General features: G+C 67.9%; 22 protein-coding genes and 1 pseudogene. 13 read left to right on the top strand and 10 right to left on the bottom strand.

Features of this window, described 5'->3' with window-relative positions:
* Positions 1-88: 88 nt before the first annotated feature.
* Positions 89-1,246: an FAD-binding oxidoreductase gene (locus C8258_RS24085; protein WP_106957127.1), complete on the bottom strand. Its 1,158-nt coding sequence runs from the start codon at positions 1,244-1,246 to the stop codon at positions 89-91.
* Between the two features lie 278 nt (positions 1,247-1,524).
* Between C8258_RS24085 and clpB the strand changes: the two genes are divergently transcribed.
* The 7 genes from clpB to C8258_RS24050 all read left to right on the top strand — a co-directional run bounded on the left by clpB (position 1,525) and on the right by C8258_RS24050 (position 9,966).
* Positions 1,525-4,092 carry an ATP-dependent chaperone ClpB gene (gene clpB, locus C8258_RS24080; protein ID WP_106957194.1) on the top strand — a complete coding sequence of 856 codons (2,568 nt, stop codon included), beginning with the start codon at positions 1,525-1,527 and terminating at the stop codon, positions 4,090-4,092.
* A gap of 166 nt (positions 4,093-4,258) precedes the next feature.
* Positions 4,259-5,143 carry a DUF5666 domain-containing protein gene (locus tag C8258_RS24075; RefSeq protein WP_106957126.1) on the top strand — a complete coding sequence of 295 codons (885 nt, stop codon included), beginning with the start codon at positions 4,259-4,261 and terminating at the stop codon, positions 5,141-5,143.
* A gap of 147 nt (positions 5,144-5,290) precedes the next feature.
* Positions 5,291-6,631: a hypothetical protein gene (locus C8258_RS33335; RefSeq protein WP_233225303.1), complete on the top strand. Its 1,341-nt coding sequence runs from the start codon at positions 5,291-5,293 to the stop codon at positions 6,629-6,631.
* 69 nt (positions 6,632-6,700) lie between these two features.
* Positions 6,701-7,522, top strand: a complete 822-nt coding sequence (locus C8258_RS24065; protein ID WP_106957125.1) for an SDR family oxidoreductase — start codon at positions 6,701-6,703, stop codon at positions 7,520-7,522.
* Between the two features lie 6 nt (positions 7,523-7,528).
* Positions 7,529-8,074 carry an orotate phosphoribosyltransferase gene (pyrE, locus tag C8258_RS24060; RefSeq protein WP_036506528.1) on the top strand — a complete coding sequence of 182 codons (546 nt, stop codon included), beginning with the start codon at positions 7,529-7,531 and terminating at the stop codon, positions 8,072-8,074.
* Positions 8,075-8,143: 69 nt separating this feature from the next.
* Complete coding sequence (locus C8258_RS24055) at positions 8,144-9,202, top strand: beta-ketoacyl-ACP synthase III (RefSeq protein ID WP_106957124.1); 1,059 nt, start codon at positions 8,144-8,146, stop codon at positions 9,200-9,202.
* Between the two features lie 59 nt (positions 9,203-9,261).
* On the top strand, positions 9,262-9,966 hold the full coding sequence (locus C8258_RS24050; RefSeq protein WP_106957123.1) for a lysoplasmalogenase: 705 nt from the start codon (positions 9,262-9,264) through the stop codon (positions 9,964-9,966).
* Positions 9,967-10,002: 36 nt separating this feature from the next.
* On the opposite strand, the gene C8258_RS24045 is transcribed toward C8258_RS24050, so the two are convergent.
* The 4 genes from C8258_RS24045 to C8258_RS24030 all read right to left on the bottom strand — a co-directional run bounded on the left by C8258_RS24045 (position 10,003) and on the right by C8258_RS24030 (position 13,376).
* Positions 10,003-10,449 carry a hypothetical protein gene (locus C8258_RS24045; RefSeq protein ID WP_036506520.1) on the bottom strand — a complete coding sequence of 149 codons (447 nt, stop codon included), beginning with the start codon at positions 10,447-10,449 and terminating at the stop codon, positions 10,003-10,005.
* A gap of 166 nt (positions 10,450-10,615) precedes the next feature.
* Positions 10,616-11,152 carry a Uma2 family endonuclease gene (locus C8258_RS24040; RefSeq protein ID WP_199195835.1) on the bottom strand — a complete coding sequence of 179 codons (537 nt, stop codon included), beginning with the start codon at positions 11,150-11,152 and terminating at the stop codon, positions 10,616-10,618.
* A 140-nt stretch (positions 11,153-11,292) separates the two neighbouring features.
* A complete protein-coding gene (locus tag C8258_RS24035; RefSeq protein ID WP_233225302.1) occupies positions 11,293-11,976 on the bottom strand; it encodes a response regulator transcription factor in 684 nt (227 codons plus the stop codon).
* Complete coding sequence (locus C8258_RS24030) at positions 11,973-13,376, bottom strand: sensor histidine kinase (protein WP_233225301.1); 1,404 nt, start codon at positions 13,374-13,376, stop codon at positions 11,973-11,975. Before C8258_RS24030 ends, C8258_RS24035 begins: the two co-directional genes overlap by 4 nt.
* A gap of 107 nt (positions 13,377-13,483) precedes the next feature.
* Between C8258_RS24030 and C8258_RS24025 the strand changes: the two genes are divergently transcribed.
* Positions 13,484-14,188: a TrmH family RNA methyltransferase gene (locus C8258_RS24025; protein WP_106957121.1), complete on the top strand. Its 705-nt coding sequence runs from the start codon at positions 13,484-13,486 to the stop codon at positions 14,186-14,188.
* On the opposite strand, the gene C8258_RS24020 is transcribed toward C8258_RS24025, so the two are convergent.
* Positions 14,189-16,417 (bottom strand): excinuclease ABC subunit UvrA, encoded by a 2,229-nt coding sequence (locus C8258_RS24020; protein ID WP_106957120.1) that lies wholly within the window; start codon positions 16,415-16,417, stop codon positions 14,189-14,191. It abuts the gene before it with no gap.
* Between the two features lie 60 nt (positions 16,418-16,477).
* Between C8258_RS24020 and C8258_RS24015 the strand changes: the two genes are divergently transcribed.
* Together C8258_RS24015 and C8258_RS24010 are read left to right on the top strand one after the other, a co-directional pair.
* On the top strand, positions 16,478-17,521 hold the full coding sequence (locus tag C8258_RS24015) for a YafY family protein (RefSeq protein ID WP_233225299.1): 1,044 nt from the start codon (positions 16,478-16,480) through the stop codon (positions 17,519-17,521).
* 100 nt (positions 17,522-17,621) lie between these two features.
* Positions 17,622-18,818: a glycoside hydrolase family 76 protein gene (locus tag C8258_RS24010; RefSeq protein ID WP_106957119.1), complete on the top strand. Its 1,197-nt coding sequence runs from the start codon at positions 17,622-17,624 to the stop codon at positions 18,816-18,818.
* Between the two features lie 210 nt (positions 18,819-19,028).
* On the opposite strand, the pseudogene C8258_RS24005 reads toward C8258_RS24010, so the two are convergent.
* A pseudogene (locus C8258_RS24005) lies at positions 19,029-19,700 on the bottom strand (DedA family protein); the annotation flags it as partial.
* On the bottom strand, positions 19,697-20,350 hold the full coding sequence (locus tag C8258_RS24000; protein ID WP_051025246.1) for a DedA family protein: 654 nt from the start codon (positions 20,348-20,350) through the stop codon (positions 19,697-19,699). The gene C8258_RS24000 and the pseudogene C8258_RS24005, both read right to left, overlap by 4 nt.
* A gap of 309 nt (positions 20,351-20,659) precedes the next feature.
* Between C8258_RS24000 and fbaA the strand changes: the two genes are divergently transcribed.
* The 3 genes from fbaA (at position 20,660) to C8258_RS23985 (ending at position 24,642) form a co-directional block, all read left to right on the top strand.
* On the top strand, positions 20,660-21,697 hold the full coding sequence (gene fbaA / locus C8258_RS23995) for a class II fructose-bisphosphate aldolase (protein ID WP_106957118.1): 1,038 nt from the start codon (positions 20,660-20,662) through the stop codon (positions 21,695-21,697).
* A 167-nt stretch (positions 21,698-21,864) separates the two neighbouring features.
* Complete coding sequence (locus tag C8258_RS23990; protein WP_233225298.1) at positions 21,865-23,022, top strand: BTAD domain-containing putative transcriptional regulator; 1,158 nt, start codon at positions 21,865-21,867, stop codon at positions 23,020-23,022.
* A gap of 132 nt (positions 23,023-23,154) precedes the next feature.
* Positions 23,155-24,642 carry a DUF4185 domain-containing protein gene (locus tag C8258_RS23985; RefSeq protein ID WP_106957116.1) on the top strand — a complete coding sequence of 496 codons (1,488 nt, stop codon included), beginning with the start codon at positions 23,155-23,157 and terminating at the stop codon, positions 24,640-24,642.
* Positions 24,643-24,658: 16 nt separating this feature from the next.
* Here C8258_RS23985 and C8258_RS23980 read toward each other — a convergent pair whose 3' ends face one another.
* Together C8258_RS23980 and C8258_RS23975 are read right to left on the bottom strand one after the other, a co-directional pair.
* Positions 24,659-25,702: a fused (3R)-hydroxyacyl-ACP dehydratase subunits HadA/HadB gene (locus C8258_RS23980; protein ID WP_106957115.1), complete on the bottom strand. Its 1,044-nt coding sequence runs from the start codon at positions 25,700-25,702 to the stop codon at positions 24,659-24,661.
* Between the two features lie 205 nt (positions 25,703-25,907).
* Positions 25,908-26,408 carry a hypothetical protein gene (locus tag C8258_RS23975; RefSeq protein WP_051025239.1) on the bottom strand — a complete coding sequence of 167 codons (501 nt, stop codon included), beginning with the start codon at positions 26,406-26,408 and terminating at the stop codon, positions 25,908-25,910.
* Between the last annotated feature and the right edge of the window lie 308 nt (positions 26,409-26,716).

Here is a 26,716-nt window from a genome sequence, read left to right as displayed (position 1 = left end):
GAAAAGTCTTGTGCCGGGCCCGGTCCCGTGCGTTCGGGCCCGCCCACCAAGGTACGCCGTGGACGCCCGGTTGCCTACCGATTGCCGCTCACACCGGATCGGCGGCGATGATGTGTTCGGGGGTGCCGACCGCCAGCAGCGCCCGCTTGGTGTCGGCGATCATCCGCGCTGATCCGGCGATCTGGATCTGCCGATCCGACCATGAGCCGAAGCTGGCAACGACCGCGCCCAAATTCCCGATCAGCCGCCGATGCATGCCGTACGGCGGATCGGCGGGAGGATGCGGATGCCACCACGGATTCGTATCGCTCTCGCAGACCGGAACCACCGTCAGCCACGGATTGCTCAGCGACAGCTGCCACATATTCTCCACGTCGTAGAGATCGCACGGATAGCGGCCGCCGATGAAGAAGTGCACGCGCGGGTTGACGCCGCGCCGGCCCATCTCGATCAGCTGGGCACGCAGCGGCGCGATTCCGGTGCCGGAGCCGATCATCAGCACATCGCGCTGTGATTCGGTGTCGATGTGCAGGCCGCCCAGCGGCCCGGCGATCAACCAGGTGTCGCCCACCTCGGTTTCGCCGACGATCGCGGGACTGACCCACCCGGTGCGGATCTTGCGGACATGGAATTCGATCTCGCCGTACGGGTTCGTGGGAATGGCCGGGGACAGATACCGCCACATCTTCGGCCGCTGCGGGATCGAGACCGGTACGTACTGCCCCGCCTGATAGGGGATCGGCTCATCGGACTGCAGGCGCACGATCGCCAGGTCGTCGAGTACGCGCCGATGGCCGACCACCGTCGCTTCCCAATACGGTCGCGAGGTGTCGGAATTGGCGCCGATGGCCATCGAGGCCGAGATGAGGATCGCGATATCGCGCCAGCCGTCCTCCAGATCGTGCGTCCAGAGGGGGCCGTTGTAGGTGACGAAGGCGGCGAGCAACGCGCGTCCGGCGGCATCGTAATGTGCCGCCTCGACACCGTATTTGCGGTGGTCGAGAGCCAACTGTTCCAGGAACCCCTGGGCGCGATCCCAGTTCTCCAGATGATCCAGCACGAACTGGATGGCGGTGCACACCCGCTTGGGCTGCATATCCATCGTGTGCGGGAACAAGTCGCGCAGGCCGGGAGCCTCCGCGAACAGATGCCTGTAAAACGCGCCGATCAGTCGTTCGGGCCCTTGCGGCGCCTCGACGATCGATCGGAAGTTGGCGCGGACCAGCGCTGCCGAACGCGCATCCACGACGTCGAGCTTCCTTTCCGTCGATGTGTCCGACCACCGCTGCCGCGTCGTCGGCCTCCGCGGACCAGTATCCCCGAAAAAACCGTGGTCGTACGGTGATGAGCGGATCACTTTACCCAGATCCGCCGAGGGTGAAACGATTGGCCACAGGTTCGGAAAATATGTCAAACTTGAGCGGAACAGACTCAACTCCTACCGCGTTGAACTGTCCAGAAGAGTTCGTGCGGCCCGCGCGGACCTGACCGACAACCACGCGAGACGACCGTAGGAAGGTGATCGTGGACTCGTTCAACCCCACCACCAAGACTCAGGCTGCCCTGACGGCAGCCCTGCAGGCGGCCTCGGCCGCCGGAAATCCGGAGATTCGTCCGGCTCACTTGCTGGTGGCGCTGCTGGATCAAACCGACGGCATCGCCGCCCCCCTGCTGAAGGCTGTCGCGGTCGACCCGGCAACGGTGCGGCGCGAGGCGCAGGACATCGTCGACCGGCTGCCCCGCGCGACCGGCGCGACCACCCAGCCGCAGCTCGGCCGGGAAGCGCTCGCCGCGCTCACCGCCGGTCAGCGCCTCGCCACCGAACTCGGTGACGAGTACGTCTCCACCGAGCACGTCGTGGTGGGGCTGGCCGAGGGCGATTCCGACGTCTCGCAGCTGCTGCTGAAGTACGGCGCCACCGCCGACGCGCTGCGCGAGGCGTTCACCGCGGTCCGCGGCAACACCCGCGTGACCAGTGCGGACCCCGAGGGCACCTATCAGGCGCTGGAGAAGTACTCCACCGATCTGACCGCCGCCGCGCGCGAGGGCAAACTCGATCCGGTCATCGGCCGCGACACCGAGATCCGGCGCGTGGTGCAGGTGCTGAGCCGGCGCACCAAGAACAACCCGGTGCTCATCGGCGAACCCGGTGTCGGTAAGACCGCCATCGTCGAGGGGCTGGCCCAGCGCATCGTCGCCGGTGACGTCCCGGAGTCGCTGCGCGGGAAGACACTGGTCTCGCTCGACCTCGGCGCGATGGTGGCCGGCGCGAAGTATCGCGGTGAGTTCGAAGAACGGCTCAAGGCGGTGCTGGAGGAGATCAAATCCAGTGCCGGACAGATCGTTACGTTCATCGACGAACTGCACACCATCGTCGGCGCCGGCGCGACCGGCGAATCGGCGATGGACGCCGGCAACATGATCAAGCCCATGCTGGCGCGCGGTGAACTGCGTCTGGTCGGTGCGACCACGCTCGACGAATACCGTCAGCACATCGAGAAGGACGCCGCCCTGGAGCGGCGGTTCCAGCAGGTGCTGGTCGGCGAGCCGTCGGTAGAGGACACCATCGGCATCCTGCGCGGACTCAAGGAACGCTACGAGGTGCACCACGGTGTGCGGATCACCGACTCCGCGCTGGTGGCCGCCGCGACCCTCAGCGATCGCTACATCACCTCGCGCTTCCTGCCCGACAAGGCCATCGACCTGGTCGACGAGTCGGCCTCCCGGCTGCGCATGGAGATCGACTCGCGGCCCGTCGAGATCGACGAGGTCGAGCGGGCGGTGCGCCGCCTCGAGATCGAGGAGGTCGCCCTCGCCAAGGAAACCGACGAGGCGTCCAAGCAGCGACTCGACAAGTTGCGCCAGGAACTGGCCGACGACCGCGAGAAGCTGAACCAGCTGATGGCGCGGTGGCAGAACGAGAAGCAGGCCATCGACTCGGTCCGCACGATCAAGGAGCAGTTGGAGGCGCTGCGCGGTGAATCCGAGCGCGCCGAACGCGACGGCGATCTCGGCAAGGCCGCCGAACTGCGTTATGGCCGCATCCCGCAGCTCGAGAAGCAGCTCGCCGAAGCCGAGAAGAACGCGGGCAAGGCGGGCAGCGGCAGCCTCGAGGACGAGGTGATGCTCAAGGAGGAGGTCGGGCCGGACGACATCGCCGAAGTGGTCTCCTCGTGGACCGGCATCCCGGTCGGCCGCATGCTCGAGGGTGAAACCCAGAAGCTGCTGCGGATGGAGGAGGAGCTCGGACATCGGGTCGTCGGACAGGCCGAGGCCGTCACCGCCGTCTCCGATGCGGTGCGCCGCGCCCGGGCCGGGGTCGCCGATCCCAACCGGCCGACGGGTTCGTTCATGTTCATCGGACCGACCGGTGTCGGTAAAACCGAGCTGGCCAAGGCGCTGGCCGACTTCCTGTTCGACGACGAACGGGCGATGACCCGCATCGATATGAGCGAGTACTCCGAGAAGCACTCGGTGGCTCGCCTCGTCGGCGCCCCGCCCGGATACGTCGGCTACGACCAGGGCGGCCAGCTCACCGAGGCGGTCCGGCGACGGCCGTACACGGTGGTGCTGTTCGACGAGATCGAGAAGGCGCACCCCGACGTCTTCGACATCCTGCTGCAGGTTTTGGACGAGGGGCGGCTCACCGACGGCCAGGGCCGCACGGTGGACTTCCGCAACACCATCCTCATCCTCACCTCCAACCTGGGTGCCGGTGGCGACAAGGAGTTCGTCATGAACGCCGTGCGCTCGGCGTTCAAGCCGGAATTCCTCAACCGCCTCGACGACGTCGTGATGTTCTCCGCGCTCAACGAGGAACAGCTCGAGAACATCGTCGACATCCAGCTGGCACAACTGCAGAAGCGGCTCGCGCAGCGGCGGCTGAAGCTGGACGTGAGCGATTCGGCGCGGTTCTGGCTGGCCGTGCGCGGTTACGACCCGGTCTACGGTGCCCGGCCGCTGCGCCGGCTGATCCAGCAGGCCATCGGCGATTCGCTGGCCAAGGAACTGCTGGCCGGTGAGGTCACCGACGGCGATCTGGTGAAGGTCAACGTCGCACCCGACGGCGACGGGCTGATCGTCGGACGGTGACGACCGGGCTCGATGCCGGACTCGATTCGGAGGCTCGATGCCGGGGCGCGGTGTGTGAGTGGATCGCACACCGCGCCCTCGGCGTATCAGCCCGAATCCGCCGCCCCCATCCACCGGTTGGCGCACTTCGCTGAAGCAACGCCGATCTGCACCTACCCTGGTTTGCATGACGAATCCGAGCGACCCGTGGGCGCAGCGTCCGGATTCACCCGATACGCCGACCGAGAAGCTCGGCACATCGGGCCGGCATCCGGACGACGGCGCGTCACACACGACGGAATACTCGGAAGCGTACGGTCAGAGCCCCGAGCCGTACGAGAGCACTCGCCCCTACGGACATCCCGGGCCCTACGAACACACCGCGCCCTACGAATTCCCGTCCCACCCGGAATATCAGGGCCAGTACTTCGAACAATCACCCGGGCCGAACGCGACCCGCGAACTTCCGCCCTACGACGGCCAATGGGGCGCGTACGAATCCGGGTACAGCGAACCCGGTGAATACCCCCCTTACGGTTCCGGCGGTCCCGGCACCACCGCCCCGCAGGGAGCGGTCGGGCCGACCGGGCTGCCCGTCGAACCGCCGCGCCGCAGCCGCACCGGCCTGTGGATCGCGCTGACCGCGGCCGTCTTCGTCCTGGTGGTCCTGGGCGGGATCGCCGCCGGACTGCTGCTCGCCGGCAACGACTCCTCGTCCTCCGACGCGGCCGCCACCGGCCGGCCCGCGCCGACGCGCGTCCCCGTGGTGCCGCCCAACCCCTCCGGCGGCGCGAAACCCAGCCTCCCGCAGCTCCCGGGCCTCGGCGATATCGACGGCCTCGGCGCGACCATGGGCACCGTGAACAGCAACGATGGGACGACCATCATGCTGCAGTCGCTGCTGGGCAACTCGGTCACCGTGCACACCGATGCGGACACCCAGGTCATCTCGATGGGCACCGGGAAGGTGTCCGATCTGAAACAGGGTGACATGGTGGTCGTGCAGGGGGACAAGAACCCCGACGGGTCCATCAAGGCGAAGATCATCATCGGCACCCAATTGCCGAGGTAGATAAAGCCCGCGATCGTAGGGCCGACTCGTCCGCGAGTGGGTGCAGCTGCGAGATACGCACCGGCTCGTTCTCGGCCCAGGGGCCGAGAACCCGCCGGAGCGAAGCGGAGGCCATGTTAGAGCCCGTACCCACTAGACTCTGGGGCGATGACAGCAGCAATCTGGTTCGGCCTCGCGGCGATCGCACTGGTGGGTGCGATCGTATTGCTGTATTTCGATCGCGTGCAGCGGCAGCGAACCGGACACGTACGCCAGGTCTGGGCCAAATCCCAGGGATACACCTACGTTTCGGTCGAACCTTCGCTGGCATCGACATGGCGGCGGGGCGCGATGGCCAAACTGGGGTATCTGTCCGCGATCGATGTGGTTTCCGGTAATCGCAAGGGCGAGAAGTTCGTTCTGTTCGATCTGGAGGATGCCGCGACGCTGGTCGCTGTGCGCCGCCAGATCGGCTCGGACATCGATATCGACCTGCGCCTCAAAACCGCCTCCCCGCCCAAGGACGCCGACCTGGAACTGCTCGGCGCGATCGGCGACCGTGTGGTCTTCGCGACCAATCCGGACGTCGCTCGCCACGCCGTCGACCAGCGGATGGTCCACTTCATCGAAACGCTGCCGTCGACCGTGCAGCAGTTGTGGAGTGAGGGCAACTGGACGCTGGGCATGCTGCCGGTCGGCACCGTGGCCAAGGATTGGGAAGCCGCGATCGACTCCGTGCTGCGGCTCTCGGGTCTGCTGCACGTGCTGCCGCCGGTGGCCGGTGGCGACCGCGGCCGCCTGGAATCCGATCAGCACGATCCCGGTCGTCCGCGTCCGAACGCCGCCGACGAACCGGGCGAAGCCGATCGGGGTTACGGCGACCGCTACCGCGACGAGGCGATCGTCCCGGCCCGCGGCGACGACTACGACGATCGCCGCGGTGACCGGTTCGAGCGCTTCGACGACGACGAATTCGAGGACCGGTTCGAGGACGAGCAGGGCCGAGGAGACCGGTTCGGTGACGACCGGTTCGGTGACGATCGGGATTTCCGAGACGAGCGCGCACCCCGGCCCCGGGATGGCGAAGCACGCGGCGGCCAGGGCCGGGTCGCGCACGACGACGTGGACGGCATCGACCGCGCGGACACCCGGCGCGGCGGCACCGACGCACCGGCCGGTCCTCGGCCCGGCGACACGCGCGACGCCGGCGAGCGTCAGGCATCCGATGCGGTGGACCGCGAGGGCGGCGTGATCGCCCCGCCGGTCGGCGATCCCGCGGACGAGGCCGAGCAGCAGCCGCCGCGCCGCCCGGCGCTCGCGGTCGTGCCGGATCCCCGCAACCGGGTCCGGCGCAACTGGCCGCCCGCCGAGGAATTCCTCGAGGGCGAGGAAACCGATTCGGCCGCAGAGGATTTCGACGAACCGCACGCCGAGGACGAGCTGCCGCAGCGTCCGGGCGGACCGTTCCATCCGGGGTTCCGTCCCTATCAGGGCCCCGCACCGCGGTGACCGGTCCGGTTCGCGAACCGGTGTCCGGGCGCCGGGATTATCCGCCCGACACTAGGTGGTTGACGACCCATGACCGATAACTCCGCAGACTCGGGGGCCGCCCGCCTCCCCGGCGCCACCCGGCCGGTCGCCCTGGTGACCGGACCGACCTCGGGTATCGGCCAGGGCTACGCCACCCGGCTGGCCTCCCTCGGCTACGACCTGGTGCTGGTGGCGCGCGACGAGCAACGCCTGACCGCCTTCGCCGCGGAACTGCAGCACCGCTTCGATACCCGCAGCGAGATCCTGGCCGCGGATCTGGCCCGGTCGCAGGACCGCGAGACCGTGGCCGACCGGCTCGGTGCGGGCGTGGACTTCCTGGTCAACAATGCCGGCTTCGGTATCTCGGGTGAGTTCTGGACCGTGGAACCGCGGGAATTGCAGGCCCAACTGGATGTCAATGTCACCGCGGTGCTGCAATTGACGCGTGCCGCACTGCCGCCGATGATCGCCGCCGCCAAGGGTTCGGTGGTCAACGTCGCCAGTGTGGCCGGGCTGGTACCGGGCCGCGGCTCGACCTATTCGGCCTCCAAGGCCTACGTCATATCCTTGACCGAGGGCCTGGCCGGCGGACTGGCCGGGACCGGGGTCCGGGTGCAGGCGCTGTGCCCGGGATTCGTGCACACGGAATTTCACGAGCGCGCCGGAATCGAGATGTCGTCGCTACCGAAACCCCTGTGGCTCGACGTCGAGCAGGTGGTGTCCGGTTCGCTGCAGGATCTGGAGAAGGACCGGGTGATCAGCGTGCCCGGGGTGCAGTACAAGGCGCTCACCACCGTCGCCGGGCTGATCCCACGGAATCTGGTCAGCCGGCTCAACCGAGGCATGTTCAACGCACGGGGAAGGACATAAACCCACATGATCGAATCCACCACCGACCGCGACAGATTGGCCGAGCTGGTCCGGGAGCTCGCCGTCGTGTACGGCCGGGTGACCCTGTCCTCCGGTAAGGAGGCCGACTACTACGTCGATCTGCGCCGGGCGACCCTGCATCATCAGGCGGCGCCGCTGATCGGCACCCTGCTGCGAGAGTTGGTGTCGGACTGGGAATTCGACGCCGTCGGCGGTCTCACCATGGGCGCGGATCCGGTGGCGCTGGCGATGCTGCACGCCCCCGGCCGCCCGCTGAACGCGTTCGTGGTGCGCAAGGCCGCCAAGACGCACGGCATGCAGCGGCAGATCGAGGGGCCGGAGATCTCCGGTAAGCGGGTGCTGGTCGTCGAGGACACCACGACCACCGGCAATTCACCGCTGACGGCGGTCCGGGCGCTGCGCGAGGCCGGTGCGACCGTGGTCGGCGTCGCCACCGTGGTCGATCGCGAGACCGGCGCCGACCAGGTGATTGCCGCGGAGGGACTGGAGTACCGCTCCATTCTGGGCCTCAAGGATCTGGCTCTGGGGTGACATTCGGGCCTGGGTTAGCCTGGACGCTGGTCTTAAGTCGGACAGTGTGAAGGGTCGAGTGAGTCTCCTGTGGTGAGCATTGCAGTGAACGAGGGTCGCAAGGACGTTGCGATGCTCGGCATCGGGGCATACCGGCCGAAACGTATCGTCAGCAACGCCGACGTCTGCGAGGTTCTCGATTCCACCCCGGAGTGGATCTTCGAGCGGACCGGCATCCGCAATCGTCGCTGGATCAGCGGTGACGAGACCCTGCGCTCCATGTCGGCGGCCGCCGGTGAGCGGGCGATCACCAACAGCGGTATCGACCGCACCAAGATCAGCGCGCTGATCCTCGCCACCTCCAGCTGGCTCAAGCTCACCCCGCACGGCGCACCTTCGGTGGCCTTCGATCTGGGGATGAACGGCATCCCGGCCTTCGACCTCACCTCCGGTTGTGGCGGCTTCGGCTACGCCCTCGGTGTGGCAGCCGACCTGATCCGGGCCGGTTCCGCCGAATACGTGCTGGTCATCGGCGCGGAAACGATGACGGTCGGCCTCGACCCGACCGACCGCGGCACCGCCATGATCTTCGGCGACGGTGCCGGCGCCGTCGTGGTCGGCCCCAGCGACGTCAACGGCATCTCCCCCACGGTGTGGGGCAGCGACGGGGAGAGTGCCGAGGCGATCTCCCAGGACGTCAACTTCTTCGACTACATGGACCGGGCAGAGCGACTGCAGGGCACCGACCCCGAGGTGGAGCCGGTGGGCCGGATGGCGCTGAGGATGGAGGGGCCGCGGGTGTTCCGTTGGGCCGCCGTCACTCTGCCCCGGGCTCTGTCGACCGCGCTGGAGGTGTCGGGCGTGGCCAAGGAGGATATCGAGGTCTTCGTGCCGCATCAGGCCAATGCCCGCATCAACGAGCTGATGAAGAAGAACCTGGGCCTCGCCGACGACATCCCGATGGCCAACGACATCGAGAACACCGGCAACACCTCCGCCGCGTCCATCCCCCTCGCCATGGAGGAGATGCTGGTGACCGGTAAGGCCAAGGGTGGGCAGCTGGCCCTGCTGCTCGGCTTCGGCGCCGGGCTCAGCTACGCCGGGCAGGTGGTCACCCTCCCGCCCAAGCCGATCGAACCCAGTTTCTGAGCAGGCCGGTCGCGACCCGGTCCCGGTCGTCGCGGACCAGTGAGAAGGATGGATTCCGAATGCCACGACCGTTCCGCGCGGCCTACGTCGGTGCCGCGGTGATCACCGTTCTCGGTGCGGCCACCGGGCGGGATCGGTGGCAGTGGGCGACGAAACCGCTGCTCATGCCCCTGCTGGCGGCCGATGCGGTGCACGCGGGGCGCGCCGCGAGCGGGACGAGCGCCGGTGCGGACTCCGACCGGGCGCTGCTGCTCGGATCCCTGGCGGCGGCCACCGTCGGCGACATACTCCTGATCGATCCCGACGACGACCGCCGTCTGGTCGCGGGCGCATCCGCCTTCGCGGTCATGCAGTGCGGATATTCGGCGCTCTGGTGGCGACGCGGTGCGCGGCCGCATCCGACGGTCGCGGCGCCGCGGGTGTTCGCGTGGCTCGGCGCGGCCACTCTGTTGCGGGCGCGTGCGCCACGTATTGCCGCGCCGCTGACCGCCTACGGTGCGACGCTGGGCACGGCGGCGACCCTCGCCTCTGACCCGGCACTGGCTCCCGGTGCGAAAGTCGTTGCCGGAACTGTGGTTCCGGGAGGCGATCCGCGCAGCCGCCTCGCCCTGGGCGCCTTGTTGTTCACGCTCTCCGACGGCCTGATCGTGCTGCGTCGCCTGTTCGCGCGCACGTCCCGCTCCCGCCGCGCGAGCGAAGCGGTCATCCTCGCGACCTATGCCGGCGCCCAGTATCTGCTGACCGCGCCGACCGACTTCGACTGAGCCACACCGCCATTGCACGCCGCGCGGGCTGGCGGCTCACAGGCAGAGCATGATCCGATCGCGGTCGGCCGGATCCACCCGAATCGAAATCGTCTCGCCCACATGCATTCTCGGCCGGTCGATCGGCGCGACGTCGAAAACGACCGTGCCCCGATAGGTTTCCGAACCCGGAACCGTCAGCTCCAGATCGAGTTCGGTCAGTTCCGTGTGGTGATCGGTGTACTGCAGTGGATGCACCCGCTCGATGGTCGCCCACCCCTCCAGTCCGTGCCGCAACAACCGCCGATCCGATCGCGTCGGCCGCTGCGCCAGCAGCATTCCGATTCCCACGCATGATCCGAACGCCCCCACCAACGCCATGATCTGATAGGGCTCGGTCCCCGGCGGCGTGTGCTGATGCACCCACCCCAGCCACAGCCCGAGCACAATCACATACCCGACCGTCACCCCGAGCACGGTCCGAAGAATGCGTACGTGGTCCATAACCGCCTCCACCACCCCGCGGATACCTCAAGAATAAGCCCCACCCCTCCCACCCGGCCCGGATAGCACATAACGGACAGACACGTTTCGGCCAACCGGCCGAGACGGTCCCCAGTCTTGCGCGCTCGCGGCACACGGCAGCCGGCCGGCCCCTCGCCGATCTTGTCTATTCGGCTCGGGATCCGTTCAGCGCGTGCAAATCAATGGCCACCGGAGTCCCGGAGAGGTCGAGCCGGACCTCCGAGCGATTGTCCGCGACCAGCTCGTAATAGTCGCCGACCAATCGGTAGGCAGTGAGCGTAGGCGGTGCGTCGAGATCGACGAGCCAGTAGTGCGCGATTCCGACCTCGGCGTACTCGGCGAATTTGGTGACGCGATCGGTGCGCCGGGAACCTGGCGACAAGATTTCGACCGCCAGCGTGACATCTTCGGGGCGCGCACGCGGAAGGTTGTCGGCGACGGTGGAGCGGTTCAGAACCATCACGTCAGGGACACGCACCGTGGGCGGGTTGTCGGCATCGATCGCGATCTCCGCCTCGGTCACGACGGCTAGATCGCCGGGAAGCTGAGGCTGAATTTGCGCAGCCAACTGCCAAATTGCGAACTGATGCCGCAGCACCGGCCTCGGTGACACGATGAGTACCCCCTCCATGAGCTCGTAGCTACGGCTGTTGTCCTCCGGCAGTGCCTCCCAGTCCGCCATCGTCAGTAGACGATCGGGCCAATGCATAACCACGTGCTCACCTCCTCTCGTATGCCCTGGTCCACTCAGTGTTCCATAGGTGACCGACAACCCCGGGCAGTCCAGCGGCGAGCCGCTGCCGATGCGCTATCCCGCAGGCGCTATCCCCGCAGACGCAGCACGGCCATCACCCGGCGGTGGTGGGTGTCCGACGGGGGCAGATCCAACTTCAGGAAGATGTTGCCGATGTGTTTTTCCACCGCGCGTTCGGTCACGGTGAGGGTGGTGGCGATGGAGGCGTTGGTGAGGCCCTGGGCCATCAGTTCCAGCACTTCGCGTTCGCGAGGGGTGAGGCGGGCGAGCGAATCCTGTTGCCGGGCAGCGCCGAACAGCTGGCTCACCACCTCGGGGTCGAGGGCGGTGCCGCCGGTGGCGACGCGCTGCAGGGCGTCGACGAATTCGCGGACGTCGGCCACCCGGTCCTTGAGGAGGTAGCCGACACCGCCCGCACCGCCGGCGAGAAGTTCGGTGGCGTAACGAGTTTCGACCCATTGCGAGAAGACGAGGACACCGGTGCCGGGGAATTTGCGGCGCAGTTCGATGGCGGCGAGCAGACCTTCGTCGGTGAACGAGGGCGGCATCCGCACGTCGACCACGGCGACGTCGGGGCGGGTCTCGGCCACGATCTCGCTCAGCCGCATCGCATCGCCGACCATGGCCACGATCTCGTGCCCGCGATCGGTGAGCAGCCCGGCCAGACCGTCCCGCAGGATCGCGCTGTCCTCGGCGATCACGATGCGCAGCGTCTCGGCGTCGCGTCCACTCGCGGCCTCGGCCGTACTCATTGCGGCCCCGCGATCGGCAGGGTGACGGTGATGTTCGTGGGGCCACCGACCGGGCTGTCGACGCTCAGATTGCCGTCGACGGCCCGCGCCCGCGCGGCGAGACCGGCCAGGCCGCCGCCGACCAGCCGCTCGGTCGGCGCATCGGCATCGGCCTCGGATTCCCGGGCGACCGGACCGGGCTGCCGCACCCCACCGTGACCGTTGTCGCGCACACTCACCATCATCGTGGCCGCACCCGACGGCGCGACGGACACCCAGGCCGCGCTCGCCCCCGAATGTTTCACCACATTGGTGAGCAGCTCCGCGACCGAGAAGTACGCGATCGCCTCGATCGCCGGACTGGGTCGCTGCGGCAGGTGGACACGCAGTTCGACCGGTACAGCGCACCGCGCGGTCAGCGTCTCCAGCGCCGGTTCCAGCCCCAGTTCGAGCGCCGGGGGATGGATGCCGCGCACCAGTTCCCGCAGCTCGGCGATGGCATCCTTCGAGCTCGCGCGGGCATCGGCGATGAGCGCGGCCGGATCGGCGCCGGCGGCGAGCCGTTCCTCGGCGCGACCCAGCGTCATCGCGATGCTCACCAGCCGCGCCTGGGTGCCGTCGTGCAGATCGCGCTCCAGCCGCCGCAGCGTCGCCGCGGAATCCTCGACCGCGACGCGCCGGCTCTCCTGCAGTTCGACCATCCGACGATCGCGGGCGGTCGGTGTCAGCAGCGTCAGCATCAGTCCGCGATGCGCCCAGCACACCGCGCGCACCAGCCACGGCAGCAGGAAGCAGCCGATGATCCCCAGTGCCGCCAGACCGAGCACCCGCGGCCAGGTGTCGACGTAGTAGTCGCCGAATTGCGCGAGCGAATGATGTTCGCGCCCTTGCGGATCCACATTGACCGGGTGAAAAACGGCCCAGGGGATGGGGGAGATCGCGGTGAAGACCGTCACCGCGATCACGGTCAGCACCACATATCCGACGAACACGCCGAGAATCGCCTCGGCGACCAGGAAGACCAGCGCCCGCCACGCGGTGCGATCGGTGAAGACGCTGCGGAACCAGCCCACCAGTCCGGGCCGGGCGGTGAAGTCCGGCGGCGCCGGCAGATCGGTGCTCAGCAGCGCCGCGCCCACCGCGCGGTAGATCCGCCCCCAGATCCGGCCACCCAGCAGCACCCCGGCCAGCAGCGGAACGCCGATGATCAGGATCGAACTGTAGAGCCCCACGCCGTAGCCGGCGAACAGATAGGCCAGCACCAGGCAGCCCAGGATCGCGGCGACGACCAGGTAGGCCAGCTCTTTCCAGGTTCGCGCCTCGAACGGAGCGCGCAGGATCGCACGCAGCACCGACCCGGCGGTCGGGCGCGAGTCCGGACGGTCGAGGACGAGCGTCGGTTCGGCGAGTGTCTCGGTCATAGCTTCCATGCTGGTCGGCAACGATCCGCGGGACGAGGGAGCAGACCGGCGGATCGACGGTGTGGACAGCACCACCATCGGATCCGACGGTACCGGGCGCGGCTACGATGACCGGCGTGAATCACCCGCTCCAGCCGCTGCCCGATCCATCGGACGGCGATGTGCCGGGCCCGACCGAGTGGGGTGAACATCCGCACGGCGTCGGCCCGTGGCGCGACGAATTCGGCACCGAGCCGCCCGGCGATCCGCGCCTCGATCCGGAACTGCTCGCGCACGGCGACCGCCGCAACGTCGTCGACGCCTACCGGTACTGGTCGCGGGAGGCGATCGTCGCCGATATCGATACCCGTCGCCATCCGTTCCACATCGCGATCGAGAATTTCGGGCACGACGCCAATATCGGCACGGTGGTACGCACCGCGAACGCCTTCGCCGCCGCGGCGGTCCACATCGTCGGGCGCCGCCGCTGGAATCGCCGCGGCGCGATGGTGACCGATCGATACCAGCACATCGTGCATCACAGCGATATCGCCGAACTGCTGGAGTTCGCCGAGCGCGAGCATCTCACCGTGGTGGCCGTCGACAATGTGCCCGGATCGGTGCCGCTGGAAACGGCTGCGCTGCCGCGTGATTGCCTGCTCCTGTTCGGTCAGGAGGGTCCGGGCGTGACCGAGGCCGCCAAACGGGCCGCGGTCATGACGGTATCGATCGCGCAGTTCGGCTCGACCCGCAGTATCAACGCGGGTGTCGCCGCCGGAATCGCCATGCACGCGTGGATAACCCAGCACGCCGACCTCGAACGCTCTTGGTGATCATCGCGAATCACGCAGTGCCGCGGCCGTCGCGGATTCGCGGCAGCGCAGCAGATCGTCCGGGGTTCCCTGGAAGACGATCCGGCCGCCGTGCCGGCCGGGCCCCGGTCCGAGGTCGATCACCCGATCGGCCGCGCGGACGACGTCGAGGTTGTGTTCGATGACGACCACGGTGTTGCCCCGGTCGATCAGATGGTCGAACAGCTGGATCAGCGTATCGATATCGCGCAGATGCAGTCCGGTCGTCGGCTCGTCGAGCACGTAGAGGGTGTGCCGGTCACCGCGCGCGAGTTCCTTGGCGATTTTCAGCCGCTGGCATTCCCCGCCGGACAGCGTGGTCAGCGACTGCCCGAGCCGCAGATAGCCGAGTCCGACCTCGTCGAGATGCCGCAGGCCGCGCGCGACCGCGGGCAGTCGCCGGATGGCCTGCGCGACGGTCAGATCGTCGATATCGGCGATGGTCAGGCCGTCGACGGTGTAACCGAGCACCCGATCGGTGAACCGGCGACCGTCGCACGCCGAGCACACCGTTTCCTGACCGTCCATGAACGCCAGATCGGTGTAGATCAGGCCGGCGCCCTCGCACACCGGGCAGCCGCCCTCGGAGTTCGCGCTGAACAGCGCGGCGCTCACCCCGTTGCGCTTCGCGAACAGGGTGCGCACCGCGCCGGCGATGCCGGCATAGGTGAGCGGCGTGGACCTCCGATTGGTGCCCACCGGACGCTGGTCGACCACGGTCGCCGGATGCCGCTGTACCAGTTCCGCGGCCAGACTCGACTTACCCGAACCCGCGACGCCGGTGAGGACGGTCAGCACACCGGTCGCGATGTCGACCGAGAGGTCGCGCAGATTATTGCGAGTCGCGTTGTCTATGCGCAGCTTTCCGGTCGGCACCCGCGGCGTGCGGCCGGTGCGCCGGACCCGCAACGCCTGCCCGGTGGGCGTGTCCGCGGTCGCCAACCGGTCGAAGGTGCCGGTGAACACGATCCGGCCGCCGTCCGCTCCGGCTCCGGGACCGACCTCGACGATATGGTCGGCCACTCGCATCACATCCGGATCGTGTTCCACCACAAGCACGCTGTTGCCCTTGTCCCGCAACGATTTCAGCAGTTCGGTCATCGGCCGCACATCGTGCGGATGCAATCCGACCGTGGGTTCGTCGAAGACGTAGAGCATTTCGGTGAGGCTGCTGCCGAGATGGCGAACGGTCTTGATGCGCTGTGATTCTCCGCCGGACAGCGTCGTCGTCGGACGTGACAGCGACAGATAGCCGAGCCCGATGTGCGCGAGGGCCCGGAGCCGTTCGTGCAGCGCGGATACCACCGACACCATCTCGGGGGCGCGCACCTCGGTGATCAGGTCGGCGAGTTCACCGATCTCCATCCGGCTCATCTCGACGATGGTGTGGTCGAGTACCCGTGCTGAGCGGGCCGCCGGATTCAACCGTTGCCCGTCGCATTCCGGACACGGGCCGGAGCGGGTGAACCGTTGCAGCACAGCCTGTTTGCGTTCGGACAGGTTGTCGGAGGTGTGCAGATACACCCGCTCGAACAGTTCGATCACCCCTTCGTAGTCCTTCGGCGGGCGTGGTCGCAGGGCAGCGGCGGCCGGCCCGCCGTGCAGCAGTGCTTCGCGTTCGGCGGCCGTCCAGTCGCGCAGCGGCGCCGTCGGATCGAAGGCCCCGAGTTCGGCGTAGCGGCGGTACCAGTACTGACCGGCGGCGAAGCCGGGCAATCGGATCGCACCCTGTTCCAGCGAGAGATCCGGGTCGAGCACCTGCTCCATATCGGGAACGAGGGTTTCGCCGAGACCGGAGCAGGCCGGGCACATCCCGGCCGGATCGTTGAACGAGAAGTGATTGGATTCCCCGACGTACGGCTGCCCGATACGCGAAAACAACAGGCGCAGATAGGTGTACGCGTCGGTGATGGTGCCGACCGTCGAACGGGCGTTGCCGCCGAGCCGCTTCTGATCGATCACCACCACGGGCGAGAGCCCGGCGATCAGGTCCACCTCGGGGCGCGTCCAGCGTGGCAGCCGATTGCGCACGAAGGGCGGATAGGTCTCGTTCACCTGATACCCCGCCTCGGCCGCGATGGTGTCGAAAACCAGCGACGATTTGCCCGAGCCGGACACCCCGGCGAACACCACCAGCCGGCCCCTCGGCACGTCGATATCCACGCGTTTCAGGTTGTTGGTGCGCGCTGCGCGAATGCGGATCGAAGTCATATCTCGACGCTAAAGACAGATGTGGACAACTTGTGACCGCAATTCGCGGAGGATGTAGTCATGAGCGCCACTCGCCGCCTGCTCGATCTGCTCGCCTATCTGCAGACCGGCCGCCGCTACACCGGCGCCGAACTGGCCGCCCGCCTGGAGACCAGTCCGCGCACGGTCCGCCGCGATGTCGAGCGGCTGCGCGAATACGGCTATCCGGTCACCACCCAGCCCGGCCCGGGCGGTTTCTATCAGCTCACCGCCGGCCGCATTCTCCCGCCGCTGGTCTTCGACGACGACGAGGCGATCGCCACGGTAGTCGCCCTCGGCATGCTCGCGGCGACGTCGGAACCACAGCCTCAGCCGGAACCGCGCCGCCGGTCGGAAGCGCAGAGCCCGCCGGAACCACAGCGCCCGCCGGAACCACAGCGCCCATCCGATATCGGCGCCGCCGCCCTGCGTGCCTTCGGCAAGATCGACCAATTGCTGCCGAAGCGGTTGCGGGGCCGGGCGAACGCGGTGCGGGCGACGGTGGAGACGGCGGCTGTTGCCGCGCCCGCTATCGATGCGGCGGTGCTGGCACTCGTGGCCAAGACCGCGGCCGACCACGAACAGCTCGTCTTCGACTACCGCACCCGCACCGGCGCCGTTGCCCGCCGCCGGGTCGAACCGTATCGCCAGGTGTATCAGCATCTGCGCTGGTATCTGCTGGCCTGGGACCGCGAGCGCGGGGATTGGCGCACCTTCCGCCTGGATCGCATGGCCGATATCGCCGCCACCGGAACGACTTTCGAGCCGCGACCACTACCGGCCGAGACGGCCGCGGGTTATCTGCGGCGCGAGCTCACCGCCGGCCGGCATCGCGCGGTCGTGACCGTCGCCGCTCCCGCCGCGGCGGTCGCCGACATCCTGAAATTCCAGGACTGCGATATCGAGTCGCGCGGACCGCAGCGCTGCCGGGTCACCACGTGGGTGGATTCGTTCGAATGGCTGGTGCTCAATCTCGCCTTCCTCGACGCCGATTTCGTGATCGAGGAGCCGCCCGCGTTCCGCGACCGATCCCGCGCTCTCGCAGCACGTTTGGATCGCGCGGCCGATGCCGCGGAACCGGGCTGACGCGCCGCGGCTGCCGGGCCGGCTCGAGACGTCGCGGACACGAGTCGATCGGGTAACAAATCGGGCGCGAAATCGGGGCTCGGACTGGCACGATGTACCCATGAACTCGCGGAGCGACGACGTGCAACCGCGTCCGCATCTGCGGCGGGGGCGCGCACGAGTCGATTCCGCTGCCGAGCCGGGCGCCGAGATCTGGGCACAGCGAGCCGATGCGGCCGAATCGGCGATCGTGTCGAGACATCTGCGGCGGCTGTGGCTGCTGCCGGGGGCCGAGCTGGGCGTGGTCGGCTGGCCCGCCACCCGGGGGGAGCGGCTGTTTCTCAGCTGGAACTACTGGTGGCAGGCCCATCTGATCGACTGTGCGGTCGATGCCGCCAACCGGGAGCCCACCCCGGCCCGCACCGGACGCATCGCCGCCGTCGCGCATGCGCTCCGGCTGCGGAACATCACCGGCTGGACCAACAACTATTACGACGATATGGCTTGGCTCGCAATTGCTTTGGAGCGGGCCGAACGCACGCGGGGCCTCACCGAGGTGCGCGGCGGGCTGATCGCGCTGGAGCAGCAGCTCATGGCGGGGTGGCAGCCGGAGATCGGTGCGGTGCCGTGGCGTAAGGGCGCCGACTATTTCAACGCGCCCGCCAACGGCCCGGCCGCCATCGCCCTCGCGCGTCTGGGGCATTACGAGCGTGCCGCGCAGATCGCCGATTGGATCGATGCCACGCTGCGCGATCCGGAAACGGGATTGATCCTCGACGGAATCCACCTGCCCTCGGGCCGGATCGAACGGCCGACGTTCAGCTACTGCCAGGGCGTGGTCCTCGGACTGGAAACCGAACTGGCCGTCCGGACCGGAGACGCTCGTCACCTGGAGCGGGTCCAGCTACTGCTCCGCGCGGTCGAGGACCACATGACCGAACGGAATGTCGTCACCGGAGGGGGTGGGGGCGACGGCGGTCTGTTCAACGGAATTCTCGCCCGGTATCTCGCGCTGGTGGCGATCATGCTGCCCGGGGACGAGATGCCGCAACGATCGGTCCGTCGCTCGGCGGCCGCGATCGTGAAGGCGTCGGCCCGCGCGGCCTGGGACCGCCGGCTCGAGGTCGAGGGCGATCCGCTGTTCGGCCACGACTGGAACGAACCGGCACGGCTGCCGGGCGGCATCGCCGGCGCCGGACGGTCGACCTCGGGAGGTTCGGCCATCTCGTCGCGGACACCGGAACGAGATCTGTCGGTGCAGCTGTCGGGCTGGATGTTGATGGAGGCCGCGCAGGTGGTGACGGCCGCCGGACTCTGACGTCGTCCGACCGGCCGGTCAGTGCCGGGGATCGGTCCATACGATGCGCGCGGGCCCTGCGGCGGCCGTGCGCTCGGGGCGGACAGTGCGCAGCGGCACGGTGTCCGGGTAGTCGGCGGCCCGGATCTCGAGCGGCAGCGTGTCCAGGGCATCCGAATCGAAAGCGTCGAAGCTCTGGGCGTCGAAGGCCTGGCCGTCGTGAGCCTCGAGATCCACATCGAAGTCCTCGGCCGGCCGCGACATCTCCGCCCGGTACTGCCGCAGCCCGATCGCCGTGCCGATGATCAGCACCACGATCAGCGAGCCGCTCACGGTCGGCATCAGCCAGGACACCTTGTTCAGGTAGCCGCCGGTGTAGTAGCCGAGCAGCAGCAGAATCGGCGCCCAGATCACCGCGCCGATCGAACTGGCCACGGTGTAGCGGCGATGGTCCATTCCGGCCGCACCGGCGACCAGCGGGCACAGCGTGCGCACCCACGGAATCCAGCGCGCGATGAGCACGGCCGCGAACCCGTGCCGATGCAGCAGATCCGATACCCGGGCCAGATTATCGGCGTTGACGTATTTGCCGTTCTTGCGGGCTATCAGGCGATGGCCGGTGCGGGTGCCGATCACATACCCCACCTGGTTACCGGCGATGGCCGCCAGCATGGTCGCCACCACCAATGCCCATACCTGCGTATGCCCCGTCTCGTGGGAGGCGAAGATGATGCCGGCGGTCAGCAGCATCGAATCGCCGGGCAGGAACAGGCCGATGATCACCGCGCACTCGAGGAAGACGAAGACCAGGACAACGGTCCAGACGAGTGCCGGCCCGGCGGACTGCAGCGGATCGAATCCGCCCAGTGCAAGGGGTAACGGCGTAGCAGGCAATGGTGTCAGTGCGTGGGTTCGTTCGTCGGTACGGACATCGTGGGCTCCTCGATCTCGAGCACCGGCTCGTGGTTACGCAGCTTCTTCGCCACGGAGATGATGGCGGGCAGGATCGAGACGAACACGATCAGCAGGAAGATGGCCTCGACGTGATCGCGAATGAACCCGACGTTCCCCAGGAAGTACCCGAGGACCGTGATGCCGCCGGCCCACAGAATGCCACCGATGATGTCGAACGTGAGGAATTTGCGGTAATCCATTTTCGACACGCCCGCGAGCACCGGCATGAAGGTGCGCACGATCGGCACGAACCGGGCCAGGATGATGGTCTTCGGGCCGTACTTCTCGAAGAACGCGTGTGTCTCGGTGATGTAGCGCTGTTTGAAGAAACGCCCGTCCTCCTTGTGGAACAGCGCGGGCCCGATGGCACGGCCGATCCAATAGGCGCACTGGTCGCCGGCGATCGCGGTCACCGCCACGGCCGGGACGAGCACCCAGATCGATACCGGCGGATGTTCGACCGCCGCGAGCAGACCGCCGGTGAACAGCAGCGAATCGCCCGGCAGGATCGGGAACAGCAGCCCTGTCTCGATGAAGACGATGACCAGAATGGCCGGCAGCACCGCATTCGACATCCAGGTATCGGTCAGCAGATACATGGGGTCGAGCAGCTTGTGGACGGAGAATCCGTCGGCGAGGGTATTCGTGATGGCCAGCGTGGTCACGGGCCCCACAGTACCGGTCACCGTGCGATCTCACCGAACCTCACGGGAACCTCTCAGGCGTTGGCGAATTTCGGTCAACCGAGTTTCGGACCGCTCCCGGCGGTCGACGCGGGTGCGCGCCCGGCCCGGCAAGTCCGCCGCAAGCGCGCCCGACCCCATCCCGCCTTTCGCGACAACGGGCCATGAACTTAGGGTATGGGCTGACAGAATTGTTGTTCGCAGCACACATACGGAGGTCACTCAGTGCCCATCGCGACTCCGGAGGTCTACGCCGAGATGCTCGGTCGGGCCAAAGAGAACTCCTTCGCCTTCCCCGCGATCAACTGCACCTCCTCGGAGACCATCAACGCGGCCATCCGCGGGTTCGCCGAGGCCGGCAGTGACGGCATCATCCAGTTCTCCACCGGCGGGGCCGAATTCGGTTCCGGCCAGGGTGTGAAGGACATGGTCACCGGTGCGGTCGCGCTGGCGGAGTTCGCTCATGTGGTGGCAGCCAAGTACGACGTGACGATCGCGCTGCACACCGACCACTGCCCCAAGGACAAGCTGGACGGTTTCGTGCGTCCGCTGCTGGCCATCTCGCAGGAGCGGGTGAAGGCCGGGCAGAACCCGCTGTTCCAGTCCCACATGTGGGACGGCTCGGCCATCCCGATCGACGAGAACCTCGAAATCGCCAAGGAACTGCTGAAGCAGGCCGCTGCGGCGAACATCATTCTCGAGGTCGAGATCGGTGTGGTCGGTGGTGAAGAGGATGGTGTCGAGGCCGAGATCAACGAGAAGCTCTACACCTCGTCCGAGGACTTCGCCAAGACCATCGACGCCCTGGGCGCCGGTGAGAACGGCAAGTACCTGCTCGCCGCCACCTTCGGCAATGTGCACGGCGTCTACAAGCCGGGCAACGTGGTGCTCAAGCCCGAGGTGCTGGCCGAGGGGCAGCGCGTGGCCGCGGCCAAGCTCGGGCTGGGCGACGGCGCCAAGCCGTTCGACTTCGTCTTCCACGGCGGCTCGGGTTCGCTGAAGTCGGAGATCGACGACTCGCTGCAGTACGGCGTGGTGAAGATGAACGTCGACACCGACACCCAGTACGCCTTCACCCGTCCGATCGCGGCGCACATGTTCAGCAACTACGACGGTGTGCTGAAGATCGACGGTGAGGTCGGCAACAAGAAGACCTACGACCCGCGCAGCTACCTGAAGAAGGCCGAGACCTCGATGGCCGAGCGGGTCATCGAGGCCTGCAACGACCTGCGTTCGGCCGGTAAGTCGGTCAGCGCGAAGTAGTAGTTCCGGAAGCGGAACGAGGGTGCGTCGCCCGGTGGGCGGCGCACCCTCGGCATTCGCGGCCGCCGTGGTGACGGGTTGTCCCATTCGGAGCGGCACGGGATGATCATCTCCGTGAGCAGATGGGCACTGTGCCGGATATCCGGTCGACGCGAGGAACGAGACCGGTGAGCGATCCGACCGGCCCCCAACCTGTTTCGCCCACCGGTCTCGACGTCCGCGTACTCGGTCCCGTACAACTCTCGGTCGGTGGCACCGCCGTTGCGGTGGGCGGACCCAAACCGCGGGCGCTGCTGGCCGCCCTGGCGGTCAACCGGCGGCGTGCGGTCTCGTCGCAGGCGTTGGCCGATATCGTCTGGAACGAGGAACCGCCGGACTCCTATCAGGCGAGCCTGCAGGTGTTCGTCTCCAATATTCGTAAGGCGCTGCGTAATTCGGGAGTCGACTCGGCCGCGGTGCTGCGCACCGAATCCTCCGGCTATCGACTCGAAATCAGCGACGACGAGTGCGATCTGGGCCGATTCGAGGCCACCCACAAGGCCGCGATCGAGGCCGCCGCGGCGGGCGACCACGAGGGCGCGTCGCGGTTGTACGGTGCGGCACTGGAACAGTGGAGCGGCAAGGCCCTCGACGATCTGTCCGGCACCCGCTTCGCCGACACCTTCGCCACCGCGATGGACGAGGAACGCCTGCTGGTCGCATCCGCCCGCATCGATGCCGAAATCGCTTGTGGCCGAGCCTCGTCGGTGGTCGGCGAACTGGTGGCGATGACGAACGAGCATCCGATGCGGGAACCGCTGTGGGTCCAGCTCATCACCGCGCTGTACCTGTCCGGCCGCCAGGCCGACGCGCTGGAGGCCTGCCGCCGGGTGCGCGCGGTACTCGCCGACGAACTCGGCATCGATCCGGGGCCGGCGCTGGCCGAACTGGAGAAGCGCGTCCTGCGCCAGGAACCGCTCAACACGATGGCCATCGCCCAGGTCGAGCGGATGGCCAAGGCGATGACCGAAACCGTCACCGAAACCCCGCGCAGCGCCCGCGCCGGACGGCTGCGGCTGGCGGACGGCCGGGTGGTGCCGATCGCCAAGGGCGGCTTGAAGATCGGCCGCATGACCGACAACGATCTGATCCTCGACGATCCGAAGGTCAGTCGCTATCACGCGCATGTGCTGCCCAGCCGGGCCGGGATGCTGATCAAGGATCTGGCCTCGGCCAACGGCATCTACGTCGACGACGAGGTCGTCGACAGCGGCACCATGCTGTTCGGCGGGGAACTCATCCGGATCGGTTCGACGGTGCTGAGTTTCGAGGCCGAGACCGAATAGGCCGCGCCGGACACACCTGCGGGTGTGCGATAACCGCCGTGGCGCGGCATCGCCCGGGTAGGGTCGGCGCGGGTGCTGTCCGCGGAACGAGGTCGCGGGTAGGGGAAATCATCGGTCGGTGAGGGGTTGCGGATGCGTGTGCGCGTACCGGCTTCGGTCGCAGTGGTGCTGCTGGGCGCCGGACTGCTGGTCGGGCTGCCCGGGTCTGCCGTCGCCGAGCCCGGGACCGGTTCGGCGGCAACGGTTCCCGGCGCCGGGCCGTGTGCCACCGATCCCGTCCCCGTGCACGAGCCGGTGGTGCCGAAGAAGCTCGAGGTGCCGGTTCCGTATCCGGTGGTGACCGTCGATCAAGCACCGCCGCCCGCGATTCCGAAGCGCACGAACGTGGATCTGCCGGCCGATCCGTGCGTCAGCCCGTGCCCGGACCTCACCGACGGTCCGCCGCCCCCGCCCGGCTTCCTGAACCGGCTCGGCGTGCCGGAGGTGCTATTGAAGCCGAAGCCGTTCTATTTCGCGCTGCCGCCGGGGCCCTCGCCCGAACCCGAGCCGCCCGCGCCGCCGCGAGCCGCGCCGCCGACCGAACCGGGTCCGGTGGTGGCCGCGCGGCCGGCGCCGAAGGTGAGCCGGGTCCGCGAGGTGGCCAAGGAGACCGGCGCGAATTCGGTGAACCGCACCGACAAGCGCTGGCAGGTCGCCGGGACCGACCTGGGCATCATGTGGGAGAGCGGGCCCGGGGAGATCGCGACGGCCTTCGGCGACACCGTCGGTCACGACTTCCATCCGCCGGGCGGGATGGGTGAGGATTGGCGCAGCAATCTGCTCGCGTTCAGTACGAATCGCGACCTGGACAAGGGCATGATCATCGACCGCATGGTCGCCGACGACCGCTGTCACGCCGCCGAGGTGCTCGCCAGTCGCAAGCAGGACAATATCGAGATCACCACGATCCCGACCTCGGGTTTCGCGCTGCCGCACCGGGATTCGGCCGACGGCACCCGGCAGTTCATGAGCTACATGTCGATTCGGACCTGGAACAGCCTGCCGGGCACCTTCTACACCAACTACGGCGGCATCGCGTACTCCGACGACCACGGGCAGACCTGGACCAAGGATCCGCACGCGCACTGGGACAACATCTTCGGGCTCGCGAATTTCCAGGTGTCGGCGATGGTGCCGCAGGGCGACTACGTCTACCTGTTCGGCACACCGAATACGCGGCTCGGCGCGGTCGGCCTCGCCCGGGTGCCCAAGGATGAGGTGCTCGACACCTCGGCCTATCAGTACTGGCGCGACGGAAACTGGACCCCGGTCGGTGGCGCCGCGTCCGCCACGCCGATCGTCGACGGGCCGGTCGGTGAGTTGTCGGTGCGCTACGACAGCGCTCGCGGTGTCTGGCAGATGAGCTATCTCGACACCGCGAAGGCCGCGATCGTGGTGCGGGAATCGAATGCACCGCAGGGGGTGTGGTCGCCGAGTTCGCCGCTGGTGCCCGTCTCGGCCGAATATCCCGAACTCTACGGCGGATTCATCCATCCGTGGTCGACGTCGTCGGATCTCTACTTCACCATCAGCACGTGGAGCGACTACAACGTCTACCTGATGCACGCCCGGCTGGACTGACGGGCGGGATCACTGGTCAGGACAACTGGACCTCGGCCAGCGCGCGGCCGAACAGCTTCTTGCCCGCGGAGGTGGCGCTCAGCAGAATCGTCGCGACCCGCCGCTCCGGATCCAGAGACTTGATCCTGGCGGAGAATTCGATCGCCGCCGGCGAAAAACGTTCCACCGGAACGTATCCGGAGAAGCGCACGCTGTAGCTTTCGATCGCTCCCGGATCCCCGAGCCACGAGGTCAGATAGTGCGCACCCAGACCCATGGTGAGCATGCCGTGCGCGACCACGGTGGGCAGGCCGGCCAGTTCGGCGGCGCGATCGCTGAAGTGGATCGGGTTGGGGTCACCCGCCACACCGGCGTAGTTGACCAGATCGCCGCGGGTGAGGCGCATCGTCGCCGCGGGTAACCGGTCGCCGACCGCGAGATCGTCGAAATTCGGCTGGGTGTCGACGGTCACGTCCCTGCGCGAGTCGGCGCGCGCGGGTTCGGGGGTGGCCTCCTCGGCGCCGATCGGGATCAGCACCTCGGGGGTGGCAGCGCCGACCTCCCGGCGATGCATGACCACACCGTCGACCAGTCGCACGATATCGGCGTCGACCTCCGCGCCCAAGCGCGCCACGATGGTGGTGATACCCACCTGGACGACGGTGTCCTCGGCATCGAGGATGGTGGCCTTCACGGTGATGAAATCGTTTCCGCGCAAATGGCGGATCGATTCGATCTCCGCCTCGCTGCGCAGGACGTCGCCGGCCAGGATCGGGCGGTGGATGTGGAACACCTGATCGGTCTGCAGGATCTGCGACAGGTCGTATTCGCTGAGCACGCTGTCGAGCAGGGCCTGCGTGGTCGCCATGCCGAGCACCGAGGCGAAGGTCGGCGGCGCCACGACGGCATCCCAGCCGAGCTTGGCGGCGTCGGCCTCGAAGTGGTGGGCGGGGTGATGATTCTGCACGGCCCGCGCGAATTCGCGGACCTTCTCCCTGCCCACCTCGTAGCGGTCCCGAATCCGGTAGTGCCGACCGGCCAGTGCCGTGGATGCCGGCGCGTCGGGTGCCAGCTCCGGCATGTCCCTTGCTCCCTGCTCGATTCTTACTGCGTAAACGACAGCACCGGTCGACCACCCCGGAACGGATCAGTGGAGGGTCGGCGGCGTGACAATCCGAGCCATGCTATCGGCGTACCGGACCGCTGACCAGGTGTCTGTGATGTGCATCGCCGGCAACCGGCGCGATGTGACACCGAGGTGACGCACATCATCGACTCCGGCGCGGCTACTGCGCGGCGCCGGCGGGATCGCACACCTTCCAGCCACCGTCGGTCTGCTGCAGATCGAAGGTACGGACGGTCGAGCGGCTCGGATCGGCATCGGTGTAGACGTCGACCTGAGCGACGGCCTTGTCCCCGGTGATCTGGACGCCGTCCACGCCCGCGACCTTCGGGATCTTCTTCTGATCCACCGCCAGCTTGTGCACGCCGGCGTACTGATCGGGTGCGATGTTCTGGTAGAAGTCGTGCAGTTTGCCGCACGTCGCGGACTGCAGCTGGCTCAGGTTCCCGGACGCCAATGCGTTCGTGTAGCTGTTGACCGCGCCCTTGACCTTTGCCTCCGGTGAATTGTCGGAACCGCCGGTGGCCAGGGCGACCACCGCCACGATCGCGACGATCACCACCACGACCGCACCGCCGGCGAGTAACAACCAGCGCTTACTGCGCGCAGCCTGCCCCGGCGCCGCATCCGGTTCCGCCGCCGGCACCCGCTGCGGTTGTGCCATCGGGCGCGGGGTGACCGACTGCGGTCCGCCCGGCTGGTGCGGCGTACCCGATTGTCCCGGTCCGCCCGGCTGGTTCGGCCCAGCCGGTGCGCCCGGCCCGTTCGGCTGTGCGGACAGTGCCGGCGCAGTCATCTTGGTATCGGCGGGTGACGGTGCGCCGCCTGGGCGCGGGGTTTGACCACCTTGCGCCGCAGGACCTTTCAGGCCCTGCGCGCCGAGCGCTGCGGCTGCTCCGGACATCCCCGGCCCACCCGGACGCTGTCCGGGTGCCCCTGGACCGTGCCCACCCGGCCCCTGAGGCCCCGGCG

Origin of the sequence: Nocardia sp. MDA0666, from assembly GCF_003023875.1 — a bacterium.
In the GTDB taxonomy this organism is placed as follows: domain Bacteria; phylum Actinomycetota; class Actinomycetes; order Mycobacteriales; family Mycobacteriaceae; genus Nocardia; species Nocardia aobensis.
Note: the sequence above shows the minus strand (reverse complement) of the source record. Positions and strands in the feature narration are given on the sequence as shown.

Excerpts from the sequence above, each read along its gene's own strand:
- C8258_RS24045 (WP_036506520.1), bottom strand. The coding sequence starts at position 10,449 with ATGGACCACGTACGCATTCTTCGGACCGTGCTCGGGGTGACGGTCGGG.
- C8258_RS24065 (WP_106957125.1), top strand. The coding sequence starts at position 6,701 with ATGACCGATAACTCCGCAGACTCGGGGGCCGCCCGCCTCCCCGGCGCC.
- C8258_RS24020 (WP_106957120.1), bottom strand. The coding sequence starts at position 16,417 with ATGACTTCGATCCGCATTCGCGCAGCGCGCACCAACAACCTGAAACGC.
- C8258_RS24030 (WP_233225301.1), bottom strand. The coding sequence starts at position 13,376 with ATGACCGAGACACTCGCCGAACCGACGCTCGTCCTCGACCGTCCGGAC.
- C8258_RS23985 (WP_106957116.1), top strand. The coding sequence starts at position 23,155 with ATGCGTGTGCGCGTACCGGCTTCGGTCGCAGTGGTGCTGCTGGGCGCC.
- C8258_RS33335 (WP_233225303.1), top strand. The coding sequence starts at position 5,291 with ATGACAGCAGCAATCTGGTTCGGCCTCGCGGCGATCGCACTGGTGGGT.
- C8258_RS24040 (WP_199195835.1), bottom strand. The coding sequence starts at position 11,152 with ATGGCGGACTGGGAGGCACTGCCGGAGGACAACAGCCGTAGCTACGAG.
- C8258_RS24000 (WP_051025246.1), bottom strand. The coding sequence starts at position 20,350 with ATGTATCTGCTGACCGATACCTGGATGTCGAATGCGGTGCTGCCGGCC.
- C8258_RS24050 (WP_106957123.1), top strand. The coding sequence starts at position 9,262 with ATGCCACGACCGTTCCGCGCGGCCTACGTCGGTGCCGCGGTGATCACC.
- C8258_RS23975 (WP_051025239.1), bottom strand. The coding sequence starts at position 26,408 with ATGGCACAACCGCAGCGGGTGCCGGCGGCGGAACCGGATGCGGCGCCG.
- C8258_RS24025 (WP_106957121.1), top strand. The coding sequence starts at position 13,484 with ATGACCGGCGTGAATCACCCGCTCCAGCCGCTGCCCGATCCATCGGAC.
- C8258_RS23980 (WP_106957115.1), bottom strand. The coding sequence starts at position 25,702 with ATGCCGGAGCTGGCACCCGACGCGCCGGCATCCACGGCACTGGCCGGT.
- C8258_RS24075 (WP_106957126.1), top strand. The coding sequence starts at position 4,259 with ATGACGAATCCGAGCGACCCGTGGGCGCAGCGTCCGGATTCACCCGAT.
- C8258_RS24015 (WP_233225299.1), top strand. The coding sequence starts at position 16,478 with ATGAGCGCCACTCGCCGCCTGCTCGATCTGCTCGCCTATCTGCAGACC.
- C8258_RS24010 (WP_106957119.1), top strand. The coding sequence starts at position 17,622 with ATGAACTCGCGGAGCGACGACGTGCAACCGCGTCCGCATCTGCGGCGG.
- pyrE (WP_036506528.1), top strand. The coding sequence starts at position 7,529 with ATGATCGAATCCACCACCGACCGCGACAGATTGGCCGAGCTGGTCCGG.
- C8258_RS24035 (WP_233225302.1), bottom strand. The coding sequence starts at position 11,976 with ATGAGTACGGCCGAGGCCGCGAGTGGACGCGACGCCGAGACGCTGCGC.